This window comes from Solibacillus palustris (genome assembly GCF_022549215.1).
GTDB classification, from domain to species: Bacteria; Bacillota; Bacilli; order Bacillales_A; family Planococcaceae; genus Solibacillus; species Solibacillus daqui.
This window is the reverse complement of the sequence record NZ_JAKZFC010000003.1, coordinates 346,602-367,000: the sequence shown is the minus strand read 5'-3', so window position 1 is coordinate 367,000 and position 20,399 is coordinate 346,602. Positions and strand designations below refer to the sequence as shown.

Annotated in this window: 19 protein-coding genes; 18 read left to right on the top strand and 1 reads right to left on the bottom strand. The window is 37.6% G+C overall.

Annotated elements, in window-relative coordinates; genetic code table 11:
- Window positions 1-32 precede the first annotated feature (32 nt).
- The 11 genes from LZ480_RS11190 (at window position 33) to LZ480_RS11140 (ending at window position 10,742) form a co-directional block, all read left to right on the top strand.
- The gene (locus LZ480_RS11190) at window positions 33-1,208 is read left to right on the top strand and encodes a GNAT family N-acetyltransferase (protein WP_241369510.1); all 1,176 of its coding nucleotides are present in this window, start codon (window positions 33-35) and stop codon (window positions 1,206-1,208) included.
- A gap of 226 nt (window positions 1,209-1,434) precedes the next feature.
- Window positions 1,435-1,746 (top strand): PTS sugar transporter subunit IIB, encoded by a 312-nt coding sequence (locus tag LZ480_RS11185; RefSeq protein ID WP_241369509.1) that lies wholly within the window; start codon window positions 1,435-1,437, stop codon window positions 1,744-1,746.
- Window positions 1,747-1,775: 29 nt separating this feature from the next.
- Entirely contained in the window at window positions 1,776-2,087 is a 312-nt protein-coding gene (locus tag LZ480_RS11180) for a PTS lactose/cellobiose transporter subunit IIA (RefSeq protein ID WP_241369565.1), read from the top strand.
- A gap of 40 nt (window positions 2,088-2,127) precedes the next feature.
- The gene (locus LZ480_RS11175; RefSeq protein ID WP_241369508.1) at window positions 2,128-3,399 is read left to right on the top strand and encodes a PTS sugar transporter subunit IIC; all 1,272 of its coding nucleotides are present in this window, start codon (window positions 2,128-2,130) and stop codon (window positions 3,397-3,399) included.
- Window positions 3,400-3,416: 17 nt separating this feature from the next.
- On the top strand, window positions 3,417-4,499 hold the full coding sequence (locus LZ480_RS11170; RefSeq protein ID WP_241369507.1) for a DUF871 domain-containing protein: 1,083 nt from the start codon (window positions 3,417-3,419) through the stop codon (window positions 4,497-4,499).
- Window positions 4,500-4,745: 246 nt separating this feature from the next.
- Window positions 4,746-6,140 (top strand): dipeptidase PepV, encoded by a 1,395-nt coding sequence (pepV, locus tag LZ480_RS11165; RefSeq protein ID WP_241369506.1) that lies wholly within the window; start codon window positions 4,746-4,748, stop codon window positions 6,138-6,140.
- Between the two features lie 23 nt (window positions 6,141-6,163).
- Window positions 6,164-7,015, top strand: a complete 852-nt coding sequence (gene dat / locus LZ480_RS11160) for a D-amino-acid transaminase (protein WP_241369505.1) — start codon at window positions 6,164-6,166, stop codon at window positions 7,013-7,015.
- Between the two features lie 116 nt (window positions 7,016-7,131).
- Entirely contained in the window at window positions 7,132-8,142 is a 1,011-nt protein-coding gene (locus tag LZ480_RS11155; RefSeq protein WP_241369504.1) for a nuclease-related domain-containing protein, read from the top strand.
- Between the two features lie 2 nt (window positions 8,143-8,144).
- A complete protein-coding gene (locus tag LZ480_RS11150) occupies window positions 8,145-9,065 on the top strand; it encodes a diacylglycerol/lipid kinase family protein (RefSeq protein WP_241369503.1) in 921 nt (306 codons plus the stop codon).
- A 141-nt stretch (window positions 9,066-9,206) separates the two neighbouring features.
- Window positions 9,207-9,854: a tRNA (guanosine(46)-N7)-methyltransferase TrmB gene (trmB, locus tag LZ480_RS11145; protein WP_241369502.1), complete on the top strand. Its 648-nt coding sequence runs from the start codon at window positions 9,207-9,209 to the stop codon at window positions 9,852-9,854.
- Between the two features lie 24 nt (window positions 9,855-9,878).
- Window positions 9,879-10,742 (top strand): YtnP family quorum-quenching lactonase, encoded by an 864-nt coding sequence (locus tag LZ480_RS11140; protein ID WP_241369501.1) that lies wholly within the window; start codon window positions 9,879-9,881, stop codon window positions 10,740-10,742.
- 209 nt (window positions 10,743-10,951) lie between these two features.
- On the opposite strand, the gene LZ480_RS11135 is transcribed toward LZ480_RS11140, so the two are convergent.
- Window positions 10,952-11,269, bottom strand: a complete 318-nt coding sequence (locus LZ480_RS11135; RefSeq protein WP_241369500.1) for a hypothetical protein — start codon at window positions 11,267-11,269, stop codon at window positions 10,952-10,954.
- A 142-nt stretch (window positions 11,270-11,411) separates the two neighbouring features.
- Between LZ480_RS11135 and LZ480_RS11130 the strand changes: the two genes are divergently transcribed.
- From LZ480_RS11130 to murC, 7 genes are all read left to right on the top strand, one after another.
- Entirely contained in the window at window positions 11,412-12,488 is a 1,077-nt protein-coding gene (locus tag LZ480_RS11130; RefSeq protein WP_241369499.1) for a M42 family metallopeptidase, read from the top strand.
- Between the two features lie 170 nt (window positions 12,489-12,658).
- Complete coding sequence (locus tag LZ480_RS11125) at window positions 12,659-13,192, top strand: DUF84 family protein (RefSeq protein ID WP_241369498.1); 534 nt, start codon at window positions 12,659-12,661, stop codon at window positions 13,190-13,192.
- A gap of 20 nt (window positions 13,193-13,212) precedes the next feature.
- Entirely contained in the window at window positions 13,213-13,731 is a 519-nt protein-coding gene (locus LZ480_RS11120; RefSeq protein ID WP_241369497.1) for a hypothetical protein, read from the top strand.
- Between the two features lie 197 nt (window positions 13,732-13,928).
- Window positions 13,929-14,729, top strand: coding sequence for a DUF1444 domain-containing protein (locus LZ480_RS11115; protein ID WP_241369496.1), 801 nt, complete (start codon window positions 13,929-13,931; stop codon window positions 14,727-14,729).
- A gap of 8 nt (window positions 14,730-14,737) precedes the next feature.
- Complete coding sequence (gene ytpR, locus LZ480_RS11110) at window positions 14,738-15,352, top strand: YtpR family tRNA-binding protein (RefSeq protein ID WP_241369495.1); 615 nt, start codon at window positions 14,738-14,740, stop codon at window positions 15,350-15,352.
- 285 nt (window positions 15,353-15,637) lie between these two features.
- On the top strand, window positions 15,638-18,817 hold the full coding sequence (locus tag LZ480_RS11105) for a DNA translocase FtsK (protein WP_241369494.1): 3,180 nt from the start codon (window positions 15,638-15,640) through the stop codon (window positions 18,815-18,817).
- 220 nt (window positions 18,818-19,037) lie between these two features.
- A complete protein-coding gene (gene murC / locus LZ480_RS11100; RefSeq protein ID WP_241369493.1) occupies window positions 19,038-20,336 on the top strand; it encodes a UDP-N-acetylmuramate--L-alanine ligase in 1,299 nt (432 codons plus the stop codon).
- The last annotated feature ends 63 nt before the right edge of the window (window positions 20,337-20,399 follow it).

The window sequence follows — 20,399 nt, the reverse complement described above, 5'->3', positions numbered from 1 at the left end:
ATCACGTTCTCAATGAAGGGTGTTGAACCATATTGGAAATCAAAAAAGTACCACCTTCCGACTATGAACAAATTTATCGCTTACGTGATTATAGCTTTCCAAGTGTTTATGAAGGCGACAAAAAAGAAGATTTTCAATTTTGGGTAGCAAATAGTGAGACGCTTGGTGCATATGAAGATAACCAAATAATTGGTCAATTATTAGTGCTGCCGTTAAATATGACAGTCCATGGGGTCAATATGCTAATGGGAGGAATTGGTTTTGTTGCGACTTATCCGGAGTATCGAAATAAAGGTGTTATGAAACAATTAATGCAAAAAGCATTAGAAAGCATGCGTCAACAAGGGCAGCTTGTTTCCGTGTTAGCACCATTTTCAGTATCTTTTTATCGTTATTTTGGCTGGGAACTTTTTGTTGATAAGGTTCACTATACAGTTCCACGCACAGCATTTCCTGACTTTGGCAAGCAACGAGATGATGTTAAACGTTTTAGCTTTTCTGTAGTAGATACAGCGCTTTTTAGTGATGTAATGCAGTTTCATAATGAATTATGTGCGAAGAAAAATGGTGCGATGCTACGTGATGCAGCCTGGTGGAAGCGAATAGAACGACGTCAACCTAAAAGTCATTTTGCAGTTGTTTATGAGCTACAAGAAGTGATCGGCTATATTCGATATACAATCGATCAATTAACATTTGAAGTACAAGATTTTCTTGTGAAGAATTATTATGCCCAACAAGCTTTATGGCGTTTTATGACTGCCCATGCAGCAAGTATAGAAAAAATATGTGGAGTGACCTCTCTGGATGAGCAGATGGGCTTTTTATTCCAAGAACCACAGTATAAGCGTGAACTGACGCGGGATGTCATGGCTCGAATTGTTGATGTGAAGATATTTTTGCAACAATATAATTGGCGAGAGCTTGACGCAAGTTTATATGTGCAAATTACTGATCCATTTTGTGAATGGAATGAAGCGATTTATGAAATAAATAAGTACGGAAAAATTGCAAAAGTCGATGAAGAAAACGTTAATAAGGAGCATATATTGGAGCTAACCATCAATCACCTTACTACATTGTTACTTGGGTATATAACGATGGAACGTTTAGTCTATTTAACAAATGTTACGTGTACAGAGGAAGTCATCCGTCAGTGGGAAAGAGCAATTCCATATCAAGTGCCAACTTTTTATGAATATTTTTGAATATTCATAAAAAAATTTGCGAATTTTTCTGGACTATACCAGTTGTTATGGAAAGGTGATTTTCACTGGAATACTGCGATAGACCGGCATTTTAATTTAATGGTAATTAATGAAAGCAATGTAAAAATTATATTGTGGTATAGACCGACAGATGCTATTCTCTTTTTAAGAAAGCGATTTCATGAGTCGAAATCAGAGAACAATAATTAAAATAGGGGTGTGCTAAATGAAGAATATTATGTTAGTTTGTGTAGCTGGTATGAGTACTAGTTTACTTGTTTCAAAAATGCAAAAAGTAGCACAGGAGAAAAATGTGGATGCACATATTTTTGCAGTTGCTGAAAATGAAGTAGATAAAGTTTTAGCAAATGAGGATGTACACGTATTATTGCTAGGTCCTCAAGTTCGTTATTTAAAATCTACATTTGAAGAGAAGTATAGGGACCACAACATTCCGATTGATACAATTGCGATGGTCGATTACGGCATGATGAATGGTGACAATGTATTAAATCACGCATTAAAGCTTATTGGATAGAAGGGGATTTGACCGTGGATCAAAACGATATGTTACAAGCAGTGATGGGGTTAATTGTGCATAGTGGAAATACGAAAAGTGAATGTATGGAAGCATTGAAGCTTGCCAAAACAGGCAAGATTAATGAGGCAAAAGAAAAAATAAATTTGGCAAATGAAGCGCTAATCAATGCCCATCATTCGCAAACGGGGTTACTGACAAAAGAAGCGAGTGGGGAAAAAATCGAACTGACAATGCTATTAATTCATGCGCAAGACCATTTGATGAATGCGATTACATTTAGAGATTTAGCAATTGAAATGGTTGAACTTTACGAACGTCTAGGGGGAAATACCATCTAGTTTTAGATGCATCTTATAAAAGTAAAGGGGTTGGGTTGTTATGTTCAAATTTTTAGAAGAAAAATTTGTGCCAGTAGCAGCAAGAATTGGAAATCAGCGTCATTTAATTGCAGTCCGTGATGGCTTTATCGCGATTATGCCGCTGACAATTGCAGGTTCACTCGCAGTATTAGTTAATAATTTACCAATTGATTTGTATCAAAACATGATGAATGCCGTGTTTGGAGATGGCAATTGGAAGCAATGGGGTGGAAATGTTTGGAGCGCTACCTTCGCAATGATGTCCATTTTACTTGCATTTACAATCGCTTATAATTTGGCGAAGGGGTATGGTAAAGATAGCTTAGCAGCAGGGGTAATGGGACTTGCCGCATACATGACATTTGGTACATTCGGTGAAGGTGGATTAACAGGCTTAACAACAGGTACAGGCGGAATATTTATTGCCATTATTATCTCTTTACTAGCTTCTGAGTTGTTTTGTCGGTTATCTGGAAATAGCAAACTGTTAATTAAAATGCCAGATGGTGTACCACCAGCAGTATCGAAATCATTTGCATCATTATTACCAGTAATTATTACAATTAGTATTTTTGCTCTTGTTCGAACAATTATTACAGTAACTTTAGAAATGCCAGATATTATTGGGTCATTTTATGCAGCGGTGCAAGAGCCGTTCATGGGCTTAACGAATACTTGGACAGCAGGATTAATCCTTGCATTTATTCCAGCGTTTTTATGGACATTAGGTGTGCACGGTGCAAATATTATTGACCCGTTCATGCAAACAATTAATGCAGACGCGATTGCAAAGAACGTAACAGCACTACAAGCGGGAGAAGCAGCACCTTATATTATTAACAAACCATTCTTTGATGCATTCGTTAATATGGGTGGTTCAGGAACGACAATCGCCTTAATTATCGCAATATTCATATTTGCAAGAAAGAACAAACAATACAGTACGGTCGGAAAGCTCTCCGCAGCACCAGGTCTTTTCAATATTAATGAACCGTTACTATTCGGACTTCCGATTGTATTAAATCCAATTTTATTTATTCCGTTTATTTTAACGCCGATGGTCAATGTATCGATTGCTTATTTCGTTACAAAATTAGGGCTAGTGCCTGTAGCAACAGTTGTCGCGCCTTGGACTATACCTCCAGTTTTAAACGGTTTGTTAGTAACGCAGCATTGGAGTGGCGCGGTATTAAGTTTAGTGCTCATCGTTATTTCCGTGTTAATCTATTTACCATTTATCGCAATGGCGAATCGTATGGCAGTGAAAAATAGCGAGCAAAAAGTGGATTAGTGCACGGAGGGATTGCAATGAGAAGACTTGGAATTGCTGTTTATCCACAGCATAGCACAGTACAGGAGCTACAGGACTACATTCAGCTTGCACATCAAAACGGTTTTGATCGAATGTTCACCTGCTTAATGTCAATAACAAATGAACAAGAATTGAACAAACTACAGCAAGTCAATGCATTTGCAAAAAACTTAGGCTTTGATATTTCCACAGATATCGCGCCATCCGTATTTGAGGAATTAGGAAAAACGTATCGCGATGTCGGTTATTTTAAAGAGCACTTTCATGTATCAGCTTTACGTCTGGATATGGGCTTTAGCGGACAAGAAGAGGCGTTTATGTCTCTTGATGCGAGTAATATTAAAGTAGAATTGAATATTAGTAACGGCACGAAATATGTTGAAACAATTTTGTCTTATGAAGCAAATCGAGACAATTTACTAGGCTGTCATAATTTTTATCCAAGAAAATATACAGCACTTTCTCGTCAGCACTTTTTAGCAACATCGCAACTATTTAAAGCACATAATATTCGAACAGCTGCGATGATTAGTTCACAACACGGGAAGTTTGGGCCGTGGGAAGAGACGTTGCATGGCCTGCCAACGTTGGAGGAACACCGCCATTTACCAATTACGGTACAGGCAAAGGATTTGTGGAATACCGGTTTAATTGATGATTTGATTATTGGCAATATGTTTGCCTCAGAGCAAGAGCTACAAGCGCTTGGTAAATTAAATCGTCAAAAACTAGAGCTGCAAGTCCAACCTGCAACAGGTATCACACCGATCGAGGAAACAATTGTGTTTGATGAATACCATTTTAATCGTGGCGATGTGTCAGAATATATGATTCGTAGCACACAATCACGTGTAAAATTTAAGCAGGAAGACTTTCCAGCGCATACGGTTCGACCATTACAAATGGGCGATGTAACAATCGATAACAATGAGGATGTTCGCTATAAAGGCGAGCTGCAAATTGTCTTAAAAGAAATGCCGAATGAAGGGACAGCATCTATTGTTGGAACAATAGTTGAGGAGGAAAAATTTCTACTCCAACATATTAAGCCGTGGCAATCGTTTGGTTTTGTAAAATAATAATAGAGAGGGTGTGCGAGAATTACTTCTTGTACACTCTTTTTGCGTCAAGGATGGAGGACAGCTCATAAAATCAAAGGGATTGAGCATTTACGGTGCTTAATCTTTTTTAATGTTCCGAAATGATAAGCTTTATATGCATCGGAGTAATGGACTCGTGAATGTTTTAAGTAGTATGATACATAGGAAATATAAAAGTATTTTGACATTTTGTGAAAATCCATAAATTAGTAATGAGGTGCTTTGATGAACTGGCTAAAAATTGCCGAGGCGAGACAAGAGGAACTTATAAATGAATTACAGCAACTAATTCAAATTGAAAGTATTTTAGATGAGCAGCATACGTCTAACGAGATGCCGTTTGGACCGGGGCCTCGTGCGGCACTGGATTTTATGCTTGCTAAAGGACAGCAACAAGGCATGAAAACAAAAGATGTTGATCATATGGCGGGACATATTGAAATGGGCGAAGGGGACGAGTTAATCGGGGTCCTTTGCCACGTAGATGTTGTACCGGCTGGTGATTCCAGTACATGGACCTACCCACCATTTGCAGGGCAAGTTGCCGATGGAAAGCTATATGGCCGTGGTGCGATTGATGATAAGGGACCAACGATAGCAGCATGGCTCGCAATGAAGATGATTCAAGACGAGGGAATTGAATTAAACAAGCGTGTGCGTATGATTATCGGTACAGATGAAGAAAGCGGCTTCCGATGTGTGGACCGCTATTTTGAGAAAGAAGAGATGCCGACACTTGGATTTGCACCAGATGCGGATTTCCCGCTGATTAATGCAGAAAAAGGCATTGCGCATTTAGTATTCGCGGGCAAAGAAAAGCCGTCAGCAAATGAACAGCTTATTTCATTTAGAGCAGGTAGTCGTATAAATATGGTGCCAGATGAAGCAGTGGCCATGCTAAAATATATTGATGCTAACTCAAATGGGAATTTTCAAGCATTTTTAGAAAAAAATAATGTTGAAGGCTCTTTCATTGAACAGGGCGATACGATTATAATTACGATTAAAGGTAAATCAGCGCATGCGATGGAGCCAGAAAAAGGACGAAACGCAGCGGTGTATTTAGCGAAGTTTATACAAAGCGTTGTGACAACAACAGAAGCGAAGGCATTTGTTGATTTTACAGTCAAGCTATTTGACGAGGATTGCTATGGTTCAGCGCTACAGCTAAACTTTGAAGATGATATGTCAGGCTCAACTACATTAAATCCAGGTATTGTGTCATTCACTGAAAATGGTGCAGTCATTGAAGTAAGCATGCGATACTCTGTTACTTATCCATTTGAAGAAAAAATGACAGAAGCGCAAGGTTTGTTGCAGCAAGAAGCATTTACATTAGATGTAGCGGGTAATTCAAAGCCACACTATGTAAGTGAGGATGATGAGCTTGTACAAACATTAATGGAAGTGTATCGCAAATATAGCGGGGATTTCCGCAAACCACTATCTACAGGTGGCGGTACGTATGCGCGTGTTATGAAAAAAGGTGTGGCGTTTGGGATGTTATTCCCTGGTGAACCAGATGTAGCACACCAAGCAAATGAGTTTGTTGTAGTAGAAAATTTAGTAAAGGCTGCTGCAATTTATGCGGAGGCTATTGTAAAATTAGCAACGAAATAATTAAATAAAAGGTGGTAAAATTAATGAGCTATAGTTTATTAAATGATCAAATCGTGAAAAATGATGAAATAGTAATTGATAAGGAAGACCGAGGTTACCAATTTGGTGATGGTGTATATGAAGTAGTAAAAGTATATAATGGTGAATTATTCACAGCTACTGAGCATATTGATCGTTTTTATGCGAGTGCAGAAAAAATTCGTATTGCAATTCCGTATACAAAAGATAAGTTACATCAATTATTACATCAGTTAGTAGAAGCTAATAATGTCGACACTGGTCATGTATACTTCCAAATTACGCGTGGTGCTTGCCCACGAAATCACATTTTCCCTGGAGATGACGTAAAACCGGTAATTACGGGGAATACAAAAGAAAATCCACGTCCAGTGGCAAACTTTGAAAATGGCGTAAAAGCGACATTTGTTGAAGATATCCGCTGGTTACGTTGCGACATTAAATCATTAAATTTATTAGGTGCAGTGCTTGCAAAACAAGAAGCACATGAAAAAGGTTGCTACGAAGCGATTTTACACCGCGGTGAAACGATTACAGAAGGATCATCTTCAAATATTTACGGTATAAAAGATGGAGTATTATACACGCATCCAGCAAATAATTTAATTTTAAATGGTATTACACGCCAAGTACTTTTAACATGTGCAACTGAAATCGGTATGTCTGTTAAGGAAGAAGCAATGACAAAAGAGCAGTTATTGGCAATGGATGAAGCAATTGTTTCATCAACAACTTCTGAAGTTACACCAATCATTGACATAGATGGCAAGGCAATTGGAAATGGTACGCCGGGCGAATGGACACGCAAATTACAAGCCCAATTTGAAACAAAGATTCCTAAAGGCATTAATGCATAATAAGACTTGAAAAAGGTGCTAGCAGGTTGCAATCACGCAATCTGCTATTTTTTTTTGTCAAATACCTGTAAAATATAACTTAATGAACATAAGGTTACAATTTAGGAGACGATACAATGGCTCAATTAGTTAAACTTCAAGATTATATTTCACGCTATCAAAATGATTTGTCGCGTTACCCGACACAGTTTATTCGTTTAAAACAAAATCAGTGGGAACGTGTGAGGCAACAATGGCAAACAGGTGAAGTAATCGAACGATGGGAACATATTGATGAAGATGCCTTACTGCAGGAAGAAAAAGGCCGAACATTTTTTCAAAAATTCTTTCCGTTTAGTAAAAAAGAAAAAGTTATAGTACAAGAAAGTGAAGAAATAGAAACAGTGAATATCTCGGGTGAGTGGGCTGTTGAAGATCAAATTCCAGAAGAAGATACAACATTAATTTTTGAACCAAATATTATTTATGAGCCCAATACAATAGAAGAATTAAAAAAGATGTTTATTGATCAATTTTTCCATTTTCAAATGAAATGGGCGAGCTCAACGTTACGTGAAAGATCATATGTTGATCCGAAATATATGCGTGATACATTGCTTCGGGCGATGTTACAAACATTACCAGATAATTATTTGATTTTTTATTATCCGATAATTCGTGTGAAAAAGGCACCGATTGAACTGGATATAATTATTTTAACGCCAACAGAATGCTTATGTATTACAGTCCTTGAACAAGAAGAACAGGCAGTTTATATTGCAAATAGTGAGCGTTTTTGGATGAAGAAGGTTGGCAAAAATGACAAAAAAGTATTAAGCCCTTTAATTCAATTGAATCGTATGGAAAAGTTACTGGAGCAAATGTTTATCCAAAGTGGAATTGAAATGTCGATTAAAAAAGTATTGTTAACACGTAATGGATATATCGATTATCCGGGTACAATGTATGGTACGCAATTAGTAGACAAGCGTAAGTTTCCTGAGTGGATGGAGCAATTAAGACGCTCAGTTTCCCCAATGAAGCATATGCAAATACGCGCGGCACAATCTATTTTAAATAATGTTCAAACGACGTCCTTCCACCGTGATATTTGGAATACAGAAAGTACAGAAAATAAGGAAAACTAGCCATGCGTGTTCATTTTATTTTAAATCCGAATGCTGGGAATGGACGTGCCAAAAAACGTTGGTTGCAGTTTAATCAGCAGCTCTCGTTTCCGTATGAACTGCATGAAACACAGTACGTGGGGCACACATTTATTCTCGCACAGGACATTGCAAAGCTTGCAACAAAAGAGCTACCGGTATGTATCGTTGCAATTGGTGGGGATGGAACGGTACATGAAGTGTTAAACGGCGCGGCAAATGTAGAAAATGTATATATTGGGGCAATTGCAGCAGGCTCGGGTAATGATTTTGCACGAGGCTATACAGTTTTTGCAAATGTACAACAACTTGAGCAGTTTGTTGCTACTATTGAAACGACAGTGCATGATTATGGTATTGCACAAATAAATGGAGCACCAAAATTATTCGTTAATAATTTCGGTGTAGGCTTTGATGCACTTGTAGCGAACACGGCTAATGAATCACAGCTAAAGAAAAAGCTAAATAAATGGAGTATTGGAAAATTAAGTTATCCGTATTTTGTCATTTATGCACTTTTTACCTTTAAACCGTTTCAATTAAACGTGAAACAGAATGGCAATCAGCAGCAATTTCAAAATGTATGGTTTGCTACCGTTAGTAATCAGCCGTATTTTGGAGGAGGCATGAATATATCTCCGAAATCAAATACATCTGATGGAAAATTAGAAGTAACGGTTGTTTCGAATTTATCAAAGTGGAAATTGTTATTCCTCTTTGGTAGTGTATTTTTTGCAAAGCATACGCGATTAAAAGAAGTTTATCAGTTTGAAACGACAGCGCTTGAGCTTGAGTTTAGCGACTCCGTAATGGCACATGCAGATGGTGAAAACCAACTTCTCCTTGAAAGCAACAACAAGATTGCTATTACGGTAATCGAAAAAGCGTGGCAATTAGCAAAATAACAGTTAAAGCCTCCGGTGGATGTCATTGATTCGGAAAGGAGTTCTTTGCGAGAGCTCAAAGCCGAATCCAGACTCAATTACGCCAAGTCGTAATTGATGTTATAATGTAGAGGATGTTACAAAAGAAATGAGGATATATCAGTGAGATTAAAGCATAAACCTTGGGCGGCAGAATATATTGCACAACATCCAAATGTGATTTTGCCAAACCCAGAAGATTATAAAGGTAAATGGCATGAAGTATTTGGCAACAATAATCCTGTACATATTGAAGTAGGAACAGGAAAAGGGCAATTCGTATTAGGTATGGCCCAGCAAAATCCAGATATCAATTATATCGGAATTGAATTATTTGATAGTGTTATTGTTTGTGCATTAGAAAAAATCGAAGCAGCAAACAAACCTTCTAATTTGCGTCTACTAAAAGTAAATGGTGAAGACTTAGAAAAATTCTTTACTAAAAATGATGTAGACCGTGTGTATTTAAACTTCTCGGATCCATGGCCAAAAGTGCGTCATGCGAAACGTCGTTTAACACATGAAAACTTCTTGAAGCTTTATGAAAATGTTTTAGTCGATAACGGGGAAATCCATTTTAAAACGGATAACCGTGGTCTTTTTGAATATTCATTAGTAAGCATGAACGCTTATGGGATGTCTCTAAATTATGTTTCATTAGATTTACACGTAAACATGCCAGAAGATAACGTCATGACGGAGTACGAGGAAAAATTCTCGAAAAAAGGTCAGCCGATTTATCGATTAGAATGTCAATTTAAAACAAAATAATTTGATGATTTGGGGGATGGATTAATGGATCGTTTTGAATTTCACAACATGACACTGACTTGGTTAGATGGGGGTGTCACATCACTAGATGGAGGGGCAATGTTTGGGGTTGTGCCAAAAGCACTGTGGTCACGCAAATATCCAGTGAATGAGTTAAATCAAATTGAATTACCTTGTGAGCCGATTCTACTTCAATACGAAGGTAAAAATTATTTAATCGATTCTGGCGTTGGTGCTGGGAAGTTAAATGAAAAGCAACTTCGCAATTTTGGTGTTTCTGAAGAATCAACAATCGAACAAAGCCTAGCCGAACTCGACATGACGCCTGGTGATATCGATGCGATTTTAATGACACATTTACATTTTGACCATGCAGGGGGCTTAACGAAATGGCAAGGCGAACAGCTTGTACCGGTATTTCCGAATGCAGACATTTTCGTGACGCAAACTGAATGGGATGAAATGCGTCATCCAAATCTGCGTTCAAAAAATACGTACTGGAAGGAAAATTGGGAGCCTGTGCAGCATTTAGTAAAACCATTTGATGGTGAGCTAAAGGTCGCGCCTGGCATTACAATGATCCATACAGGTGGTCATAGTGATGGACATGCAGTCATTCGCCTTGAGCAAAATGGAGAAGTAGCGCTACACATGGCAGATATAATGCCAACACATGCCCACCAAAACCCGCTTTGGGTATTAGCGTATGATGACTATCCAATGACAAGTGTGTTTGCGAAAGAAAAGATTTTAAAGGAAGCATTAGCGAATAACTACCGCTTTATTTTCTATCATGATGCTTACTATCGCATGATTCAATGGGACGCGACAGGTAAAGAAATAACAGATCATCTAGAGCGTTCAAAACAAGCAAAAATCATCTTTTAAATGACAAAGAGATACCCTGAGAAGTAATTCTGGGACATTCCCTTTACGCTGAAGATGGAGACTAGCATGAAGCTGGTTATAAATGTGTTGTCACAGGACGTGACGTGTTTAGCATTCTTTCTACATCTGACCATTGCCAAAAGCGAATTATAAATACATGAGGGGCTGTGCAAAAAGTGTTAACTTTTTGCACAGCCCCTCTTTTGGAATTATTTCACTTGTTCAATATTTACGATTGCCCCAGAACGTGCATCTGCAGCAAATTCAAAATTTTCAACTTCGCCTTCTACCGTACGGGTAATTCCACCTTTAAATACTGGGATTTCAGTAAAGCCATTACTGTAGTTTTCAGTTTTCATATAGATCCATGAGCCATCAATTGGTGTTTGTTTTTTAAATTCCGATTTAATATTTTCTAAAATATTATCTGGATTTGCGTATGGAACGACACGGTTTGACATTTCTTTGACGATGACTGCTGCTGCAACACCTGTCACCACGCCAAGTGCAAAATCTTTTACTTTCATGAAAAATCCCCCTCAAAAATATAATCTACATTTACTTTAACATACTCTGAATTTTGTGTACAAAAAATAGAAGGTTCGAATTTCGAAATATTATTTGGAATTTATGTTATAATGGAAAAAATCTAATTTTGAGGTGTCTAACATGAATCAAGATACATTGAATTTATTTAAAACATTAACAGAACTCCCTGGTGCACCAGGAAATGAACGTGCTGTTCGTAACTTCATGCGTTCTGAATTAGAAAAATACTCAGATGAAATTATTCAAGATAATTTAGGTGGCATCTTTGGTGTACGTAAAGCACAAGACGAAAATGCGCCAAAAATTTTAGTAGCTGGTCATATGGATGAAGTGGCATTCATGGTAACATCAATTACAGATAACGGTATGATTCGCTTCCAAACACTTGGTGGCTGGTGGAACCAAGTGATGCTAGCTCAGCGTGTAACAGTGTATACAAAAGATCGTGAAATTCCGGGGGTAATTGCATCAATTCCACCGCATCTATTAACAGATGCAGAACGTGCAAAGCCCATGGATATTAAAAACATGCTAATCGATATCGGCGCGGATTCTAAAGAAGATGCGATGAACTTAGGGGTACGCCCAGGTCAATCAATCATTCCAGTTTGTCCATTTACACCAATGGCAAATCCGAAAAAAATTATGGCAAAAGCTTGGGATAACCGTTATGGCTGTGGTTTAGCAATCGAATTATTAAAAGAATTACATGGCAAGGAAGTAGCGAGCCACATTTATTCTGGCGCAAACGTAATGGAGGAAGTTGGTTTACGTGGTGCAGCAGTTTCGGCAAATATGATTCAACCAGACCTTTTCTTTGCACTTGACGCGTCACCAGCAAACGACACTTCGGGTGATAAAGAGCAATTTGGTCAATTAGGAAACGGACCGTTATTACGTATTTTCGACCGTTCTATGGTGACACACCGAGGTATGCGTGAATTCGTATTAGATACAGCTGAAACAAATCATATTCCATATCAATACTTCGTTTCACCAGGTGGTACGGATGCAGGTCGTGTGCATACACAAAACGACGGTATTCCTTCAGCGGTTATCGGTATTTGCTCGCGTTACATTCATACATCTGCTTCCATTATCCATGTTGATGACTATGCAGCTGCAAAAGAGTTATTAGTAAAACTGATTCAATCAGCAGACCGTTCAACAATCGATTCAATTCGTGCAAACGTGTAAAAAAGTATAATAATGTTATAATACGAGGATGTGGTGTTTTTCGCATTCTCGTTTTTTATTGGAGAGTAAATTTTTTTAGGAGTCCACATAAGAAAAATATTATTTCGCGCATTTGATGTGAAATGAGTTTTCTAAACTAAAAATCTACAACACAATTTGGAGATGAATGAATGAAAATCGCAGTAGGGACAGAAAATAAAGCAAAAGTAGGCGCAGTACAAGCTATTGTGTCTAAATATTTTCCTGATGCACAACTTGAAAATTTAGAAGTTGCCTCAGATGTATCAGTGCAACCATTTTCAAATGAAGAAACTCGTCAAGGTGCAGTAAATCGCGCACGTAATACTTTACTTAAAACAAATGCTGATTTAGCATTTGGTTTAGAAGGTGGCGTCGATGAAATTGGTGGTGTAATGTATTGCTGTAACTGGGGTGCAGTGGCAATGAAAGATGGTACAGTTATTTCAAGTTCAGGGGCACAATTTGCATTGCCAGAAGTTATAGCGCAGGAGCTTCGTATGGGGAAGGAACTTGGCCCAGTAATGGACGTCTATACCGATATTGAAAATATTCGCCATCACCAAGGAGCAATAGGAATTTTTACAAATGATTTAATCGATCGAAAGCAAATGTTTGAACATATTGTCACAATACTTATTGGGCAAGTATTATTTAAACTAAACAACCAACAATCATCATTATAAGGTTTTAAGGAGTGATTAAGATGTACCGAAAATGGAGTCACATACTGTTAGCCGCTTTATGTATGCTTGTATTATCTGCTTGTGGCAAGACGGTAGAAGAAAAAACAGCAACAGGGATTGAAAATGCAGAATCTGTATTTACGAACGAACCTAATGCAACAAATAAGTCGATGGGTCATATCGAGCTTTATTTACCAAACGGCTTTAATATTGAAAAAGGTATTGATGAAGCAAACTACACAGTTATTAATGGCAAAGATTCATATATTTTATTCGTTAATCCAAATGAAACCGAAAATAGCAAATTACATTATGACATTTTAAAGCAAGATGCGAAGACGAATATTATTGAAGATAAAACGTTTGAAAAAGGGGATTTATTTGGATTTTCTGCTGTAAATCAATTGAATGAAGAAGAGTTTGAGCTAATTGTTAGTGTTGGCGGCGTAAAAGTGACAACGCTTTCTGACAAGAAAAAAATAGATGAAAAGTTACAATACATGATGGAAATTGCACAATCTGTAAAAGTAATTAAGTAATACAAGCTTTCAACTAAGTAAAGCAACTTAAATTTTGCTACAATAGTTAGAGTATTTCAAAACGGTTCACAGTTGTGGACCTTTTTGTGTTGGTAGATGAGATTGTATGCATTTTTCAAGGAAATCTACATAAGAAAATACATCAATTTGCGCTATTTGGCGCGAATGTGTTTTTCTAATAGAAAAGGAGTGACCTCATGGAATCGAAACAATTAGTAGCGGAGCTGAAAAAAAGATTAGGTGAAGCACATTATACATTCATATTCGATGAAAAACATGATAAATTGCGTCTCGATAACAAAGTGATTAGACGCGGTATGGATATTTCTTTAGCAGAAATTTTAGCAAAATATGAAACAAAAAAACAACGAGCAATCGATGAAGTCGTTTATACAATTGAGCAAACATTTGCAGCAATGACACATGAGCAAGAGCAGGGTTTTGAAGGCTTAGCATCAGTGTATCCAATTGTTCGTTCGACTTCCTTCCCAAAAAAGTCTAATGAGGGGCACGCATTTGTCACAACAGATCATACTGCAGAAACACGCATTTTTTATGCACTTGATTTAGGCACAACGTATCGCTTAATTGATGAATCGATGCTTCCCAAATTAAACATAACAGCAGAGCAAGTACATGAGATGGCACGGTTTTCTGTCAAAAAATTACCGACTTCTGTCAAACGTGATGAAGTTTCGGGTAATGTCTATTATTTTTTAAATCATAATGACGGCTATGATGCGAGTCGTATTGTAAATGACGGTTTCTTAAAAGAGATGGCCAGTCAAATTGAAGGCGAAATGACGGTGTCTGTGCCACACCAAGATGTACTAATTATTGGTGATATTCGTAACGATGTAGGTTATGATGTATTAGCACAGATGACGATGCACTTCTTTACAGTGGGGGCCGTTCCAATTACGAGCCTTTCATTTGTATATGAAGATGGTCGTTTCGAACCAATTTTTATTTTAGCGAAAAACAAGAAAAAGGAGTAAGAATATTTATGAAAGTAGCTTACAACAAAGTACATGTAGGGGACGTATTATTAGTTCAATTAGCAATGGAATCAATCGTAAAAACACAAATGGAGCGAGTTGGTGACATCGCGATTTTAAAAGAAGAAGCGACGGGTGAAGTAAAAGCATTCAATTTATTTAATGCGAGCAAATACGTAGCACTTGATGTAGCAGGTAACGTAGAAGTAACACCTGAATTAGTAGAAAAATTAGAAGCTGCAATTAATGAAAACGGCGTAGAAATTTCATTAGACGTAGATTTCACACCTAAATTTGTTGTAGGTTTAGTAGAATCAAAAGAAAAGCACCCAAATGCAGATAAATTAAGCGTTTGTAAAGTAAACGTTGGTGAAGAAACATTACAAATTGTATGTGGTGCACCAAACGTAGATGCAGGTCAAAAAGTAGTGGTAGCAAAAGTAGGTGCAGTGATGCCATCAGGTTTATTAATTAAAGAAGGTAACTTACGTGGCGAAGATTCATTCGGTATGCTTTGTTCAGCGCGTGAGCTAGCAATTCCAGGAGCACCAGAAGTAAAAGGGATTTTAGTATTAGAAGAAACTGCTGAAGTAGGTAGTGCATTTACAGTACCAACTCGATAATTGAAACCATAGTCAGTACGTAGCGTAGTCTTTCGTACTGACTTTTTATTTTGCCTTGAAAAAACATTGTGATATGCGCATTTAAGCAATAAATATGATATGCTTTTGAGGTATACATATTTTTAGTGGATAAAAAAGTATAAATTATTTCAATGAAATCTACATTAGAAAAAATAGCATTTCACACTAGGTAGTACGAAATCTATTTTTTTGACGTATTTTATGAAAGACCAATACAAATAAACTATTTGTAAGGCAATGTTTTGATAGAAAGAAGTGAAATAAATGAGTTGGGTTAAAAATCAATTTAATAAATTATTTAAATTGGATGAAAATGAAGATTATGAAGAATATTTTGAGGAAGTCGAGCAACCAGCTCAACAAATTAGTCAGAGACAGCAAGATTTTTACGAAGAGCCGCAGCAGTCAAAAAAGACATTTCGTTTTCCATTAATTGATGACGAATATGAGACACAATCACAACAGCAACATGTCGAGCCACAAACGACAAGCTATTACGATGAGGATCGAGCACAATTATCACTACCGAATCATTTACAAAAGAGACCAACGAATGAAATATTAGATGTTGAGGTTTCTGGCATTCGTGATTTATTAGAGCGTCGCCGAAAAGGTAAGGGACATTCGAATGTCATTCGTACACCAGAGCAAGTACGTAATGTTCCTGTGACGAAGGAAGAACGACAAATATTAACAAAAAATCCTATGCGGGAAGATACAAACATCAACAGGGAATTCGTCAATCCGTTAGCGAATCGTAAACGCTTTGTCCCAACTGACGTACCATCACCGGTGCATGGATTTTTGAAACCGACACCAATTGAGCAGTTAATCGAAAAGCAACATGTCCAACAACAAAACATAAAACAACCTCAACCTATTGATGAACAAGTGCAACATGAGTTAGCTGCATCAGAAGTTGTGGAAGATTTTCTGGTACAGCCTCTTAAACCAATCGAGCCAACTATACAAGATGCGTCTACGAATGAAGTGGTTGTCGAAGAAATTGCTACTACAATCGAGCAGATAGCAGTGTTAGAAGCTATAGTTATCGAACAAAACGAACCTGTCGCAACAATTATCGAACCAGCAATTGCTGAAGAAATTGAAATTCAAGCTTCAGAACCAATTTTATTTGAAGAAGAACCAGCTGCGATAGAAAGGGACATCGCAATTCTCGAGCCACTACCTGAAGAAGCTGAGCCACCAGCGGTATTATTGGCAGAGGATAAACAAGTACCTCAAGAGTCTTCAGTAGAAGAGACTTTAAATGATGTGCAGGTTAAACATGTCACGATTGAAAATTCTACAATTCATATTGGGCAGCTAAATGTGGAGCAATTACCTCAGCGGGAGCAAGACAAAATTATTGAGCAAGCACAGCAAGTAAATTCACTGCCAGTGCAACCAGAGCCTACAGGAAGTCGCTTACCGTTTAATGTCTTAATGTTAAAATCAGATAAACAGAAGCTTTTAACAAAGCAATTTGTTACACAGCAATTCAAACAATCTGATGTTGAAGAGGCAATCGAAGAACCAGAACTTTTTGAACAAGATACGGTAGTAGAGAAGATTATTGAGGAAGTTCCTCAAATAACTGAAGATCAACCGCAAGCTATTACAGAAGAAACTCAAGTGGAAAACGCTGTTCAACAGGAACAACCACTTCAATTTGAAAAACAGTCTGAAATCGAAACGGAAGCCCCAGTGATATTGATGCCACAAGCATTCGAACAAACTGTAGAAGCATTAACTGAGCTAGACCAACAACCACAAACAACAGCAATTGGACTATTAGATCGTGAAAATAGCAAAGAAGAGTTAGTGCAGCATGAACAAGATGAACAAGATGAACAAGATGAACAAGATGAACAAGATGAACAAGATGAACAACAGGTTGCAATTAAGGACGAAATACAAATACCCACATCTGTAGACATAGTACAAGTTGAACATGAATCAGCTTCAATAGTAGAAGAAGAGCCCATTATTGAAGAACAACCAATAATCGAGCCAATTAAAAAACGAATGCCATATGTTAAACCACCACTAGATTATTTAGTGCCGCCAGAGGAAATGATCGAAGACCGTGATTGGATGGACGAACAAGGTGAAAATTTAGTTGAAGCATTGTCGTATTTCCAAATTCAAGCGAATATTGAATCAATCGTACAGGGACCAGCCGTTACACAATTTGAAATTACAGTTGGTCAAGGCACGAAAGTAAGTAAAGTGCGTAATTTAGCGGACGATATAAAATTAGCTCTTGCCGCAAAGGACATCCGTATTGATGCACCAATCCCAGGGAAACGCTCAATCGGTATTGAAATTCCAAACCGTATTTCTCGTTCTGTAAGGCTTTCAGAAGTGACAGATTCTGAATCATTCCGCAACTCAGATTCGCCATTAGAAGCGGCACTAGGATTAGATTTAACAGGGAAGCCAGTTACAATTGACTTACGAAAAATGCCACATGGATTAATCGCGGGGGCTACGGGCTCAGGAAAATCGGTCTGTATTAACTCCATTTTAGTGAGCTTACTTTACAAAGCAAATCCAAATGAGTTAAAGCTAATGTTAATTGACCCGAAAATGGTTGAATTAGCGCCGTTTAACCATATTCCGCATCTAGTAAGCCCAGTTATTACCGATGTAAAAGCCGCAACAGCAGCATTAAAATGGGCAGTTGAAGAAATGGAAAGACGTTATCAGTTATTTATGCATAGCGGTGCACGTAAAATTGAAGCATACAATAAAATGTGCGATGAAAATGGCATGCACGCGCAGAAATTGCCATACTTATTAATAGTTATTGATGAGTTAGCGGATTTAATGATGATGTCACCGCAAGATGTAGAGGATAGCATATGCCGAATTACGCAAAAGGCACGTGCAGCAGGTATTCACTTAATCGTCGCGACACAACGTCCATCGGTGGATGTTATTACTGGCTTAATTAAGTCAAACATCCCAACACGTGTCGCCTTCTCAGTTTCATCGCAAATTGATTCACGAACAATTTTAGATGCACAAGGAGCTGAGCGCTTACTTGGAAGAGGGGATATGCTATATTTAGGTAATGGTATGTCAGCACCAACACGTATCCAAGGTACATTTGTAACGGATGATGAAATCGAAGAAATTATTGATTTTGTTCGTGAGCAAGGGGAGCCTGAGTATATTTTCAAACAAGAAGAATTATTAAAACGATCTGAAGCAATTGAAGAACAAGATGAGCTGTTTGAAGAAGTATGCCGTTTTGTTTATGAACAAGGTTCGGCTTCTACTTCACTATTACAACGTAAATACCATATCGGTTATAATCGTGCGGCGAGATTAATTGACATGTTAGAGCGTCAAGGTTACGTTTCTGAGCCAAAAGGAAGTAAACCGAGAGACGTCTTTATTACGGAAGAGGTTTTATCCTTACAGTTTGGTGACTAAAGAACTAAAAAATACATGAAAAAAAATAATTTGAATTGTTGTTCTATTATCGTTCGGTGTATTTAGTGCTATAATGTAAAAAGAATTTGAAGAAAATGCCACGATGAATGCAGTCATTATTTTTGAGGCTAATCAAAAAAATTTCTTGTTGCATTCGTCTAGGTATATTAAATATTTTAATTCAATGGGATCGTTGCATCCTAGGAGGGTTTTAACAATAATGACACGCTATCATTTTACCGGTATTAAAGGTTCAGGCATGAGTCCACTAGCACAAATTTTATTTGATGCTGGAGAGTACGTACAAGGTTCTGATGTCGACACATTTTATTTTACGGAGCAGCCTTTACGCGACCGAGGAATTGAAATTTTAACATTTGATGAAAATAATATTACAGAAGGATTAACAGTAATCGCGGGGAACGCATTTCCTGACGAGCATCCTGAATTAGTACGTGCGCGTGAATTAGGCGTAGAAGTAATCCGTTATCATAAGTTTTTAGGCGACTATATTAACCGTTACACTTCTATTGCAATTACTGGTGCACATGGTAAAACATCGACAACAGGCTTAATGAGTCATGTTATTGGTGGCTATATGCCGACTTCATTTTTAATTGGAGATGGCACAGGAGCAGGGAAAGAAGATGCTGCGTATTTTGTTATGGAGGCATGTGAATACCGTCGTCACTTTTTAGCGTATCACCCAGATTATGCTGTGATGACGAATATCGACTTCGATCACCCAGATTACTTTAGCGATATTGAGGATGTATATAGTGCATTCCAATCGTTAGCACTTCAAGTAAATAAAGCAATTATCGCTTGTGGGGATGATGAGCAACTACAAAAAATTCAAGCGAATGTACCAGTTGTATACTATGGCTTCGGTCAAGAAAATGATTTTGCAGCACGCAACATCGTGAAAACGACAGAAGGTACTGAATTTGATGTGTATGTGCGCAATGAATTTTATAGTAAATTCTTTATCCCGTTATTTGGTGACCATACAGTATTAAACTCACTTGCGGTAATTTCGTTATGCCATTATGAAGGAATTCCAGCAAATTTAGTGCAGGAACGTTTATTGACTTATGGTGGGGTTAAACGTCGCTTCACCGAAACAAAAATTGGAAATGTGGTTTTAGTGGATGACTATGCACATCACCCAACAGAAATCGCTGCAACATTACAATCGGCACGTCAAAAATATCCAGAGCGTGAAGTAGTGGCTATTTTCCAACCACATACATTCTCGCGTACAAAGGCATTTTTACAAGACTTTGCGGATAGCTTGAGCCCCGCAGATGCGACATATTTATGCGATATTTTCGGATCAGCCCGTGAAAAGCAAGGCGAGCTATCAATTCAAGATTTAGCAAACTTAATTGAAGGTTGTGAAGTATTAACACTTGAAACAATCGATCACTTGAAAAAATACGACAATGCTGTATTCCTATTTATGGGTGCAGGCGACGTGCATAAATATCAAGAAGCATTCGAAGCCATTTTAAAATAGTAAACAATCAAACAGCTTACCGGCACGACTGGCTAAGCTGTTTTTCATACATATAGCAGAAAT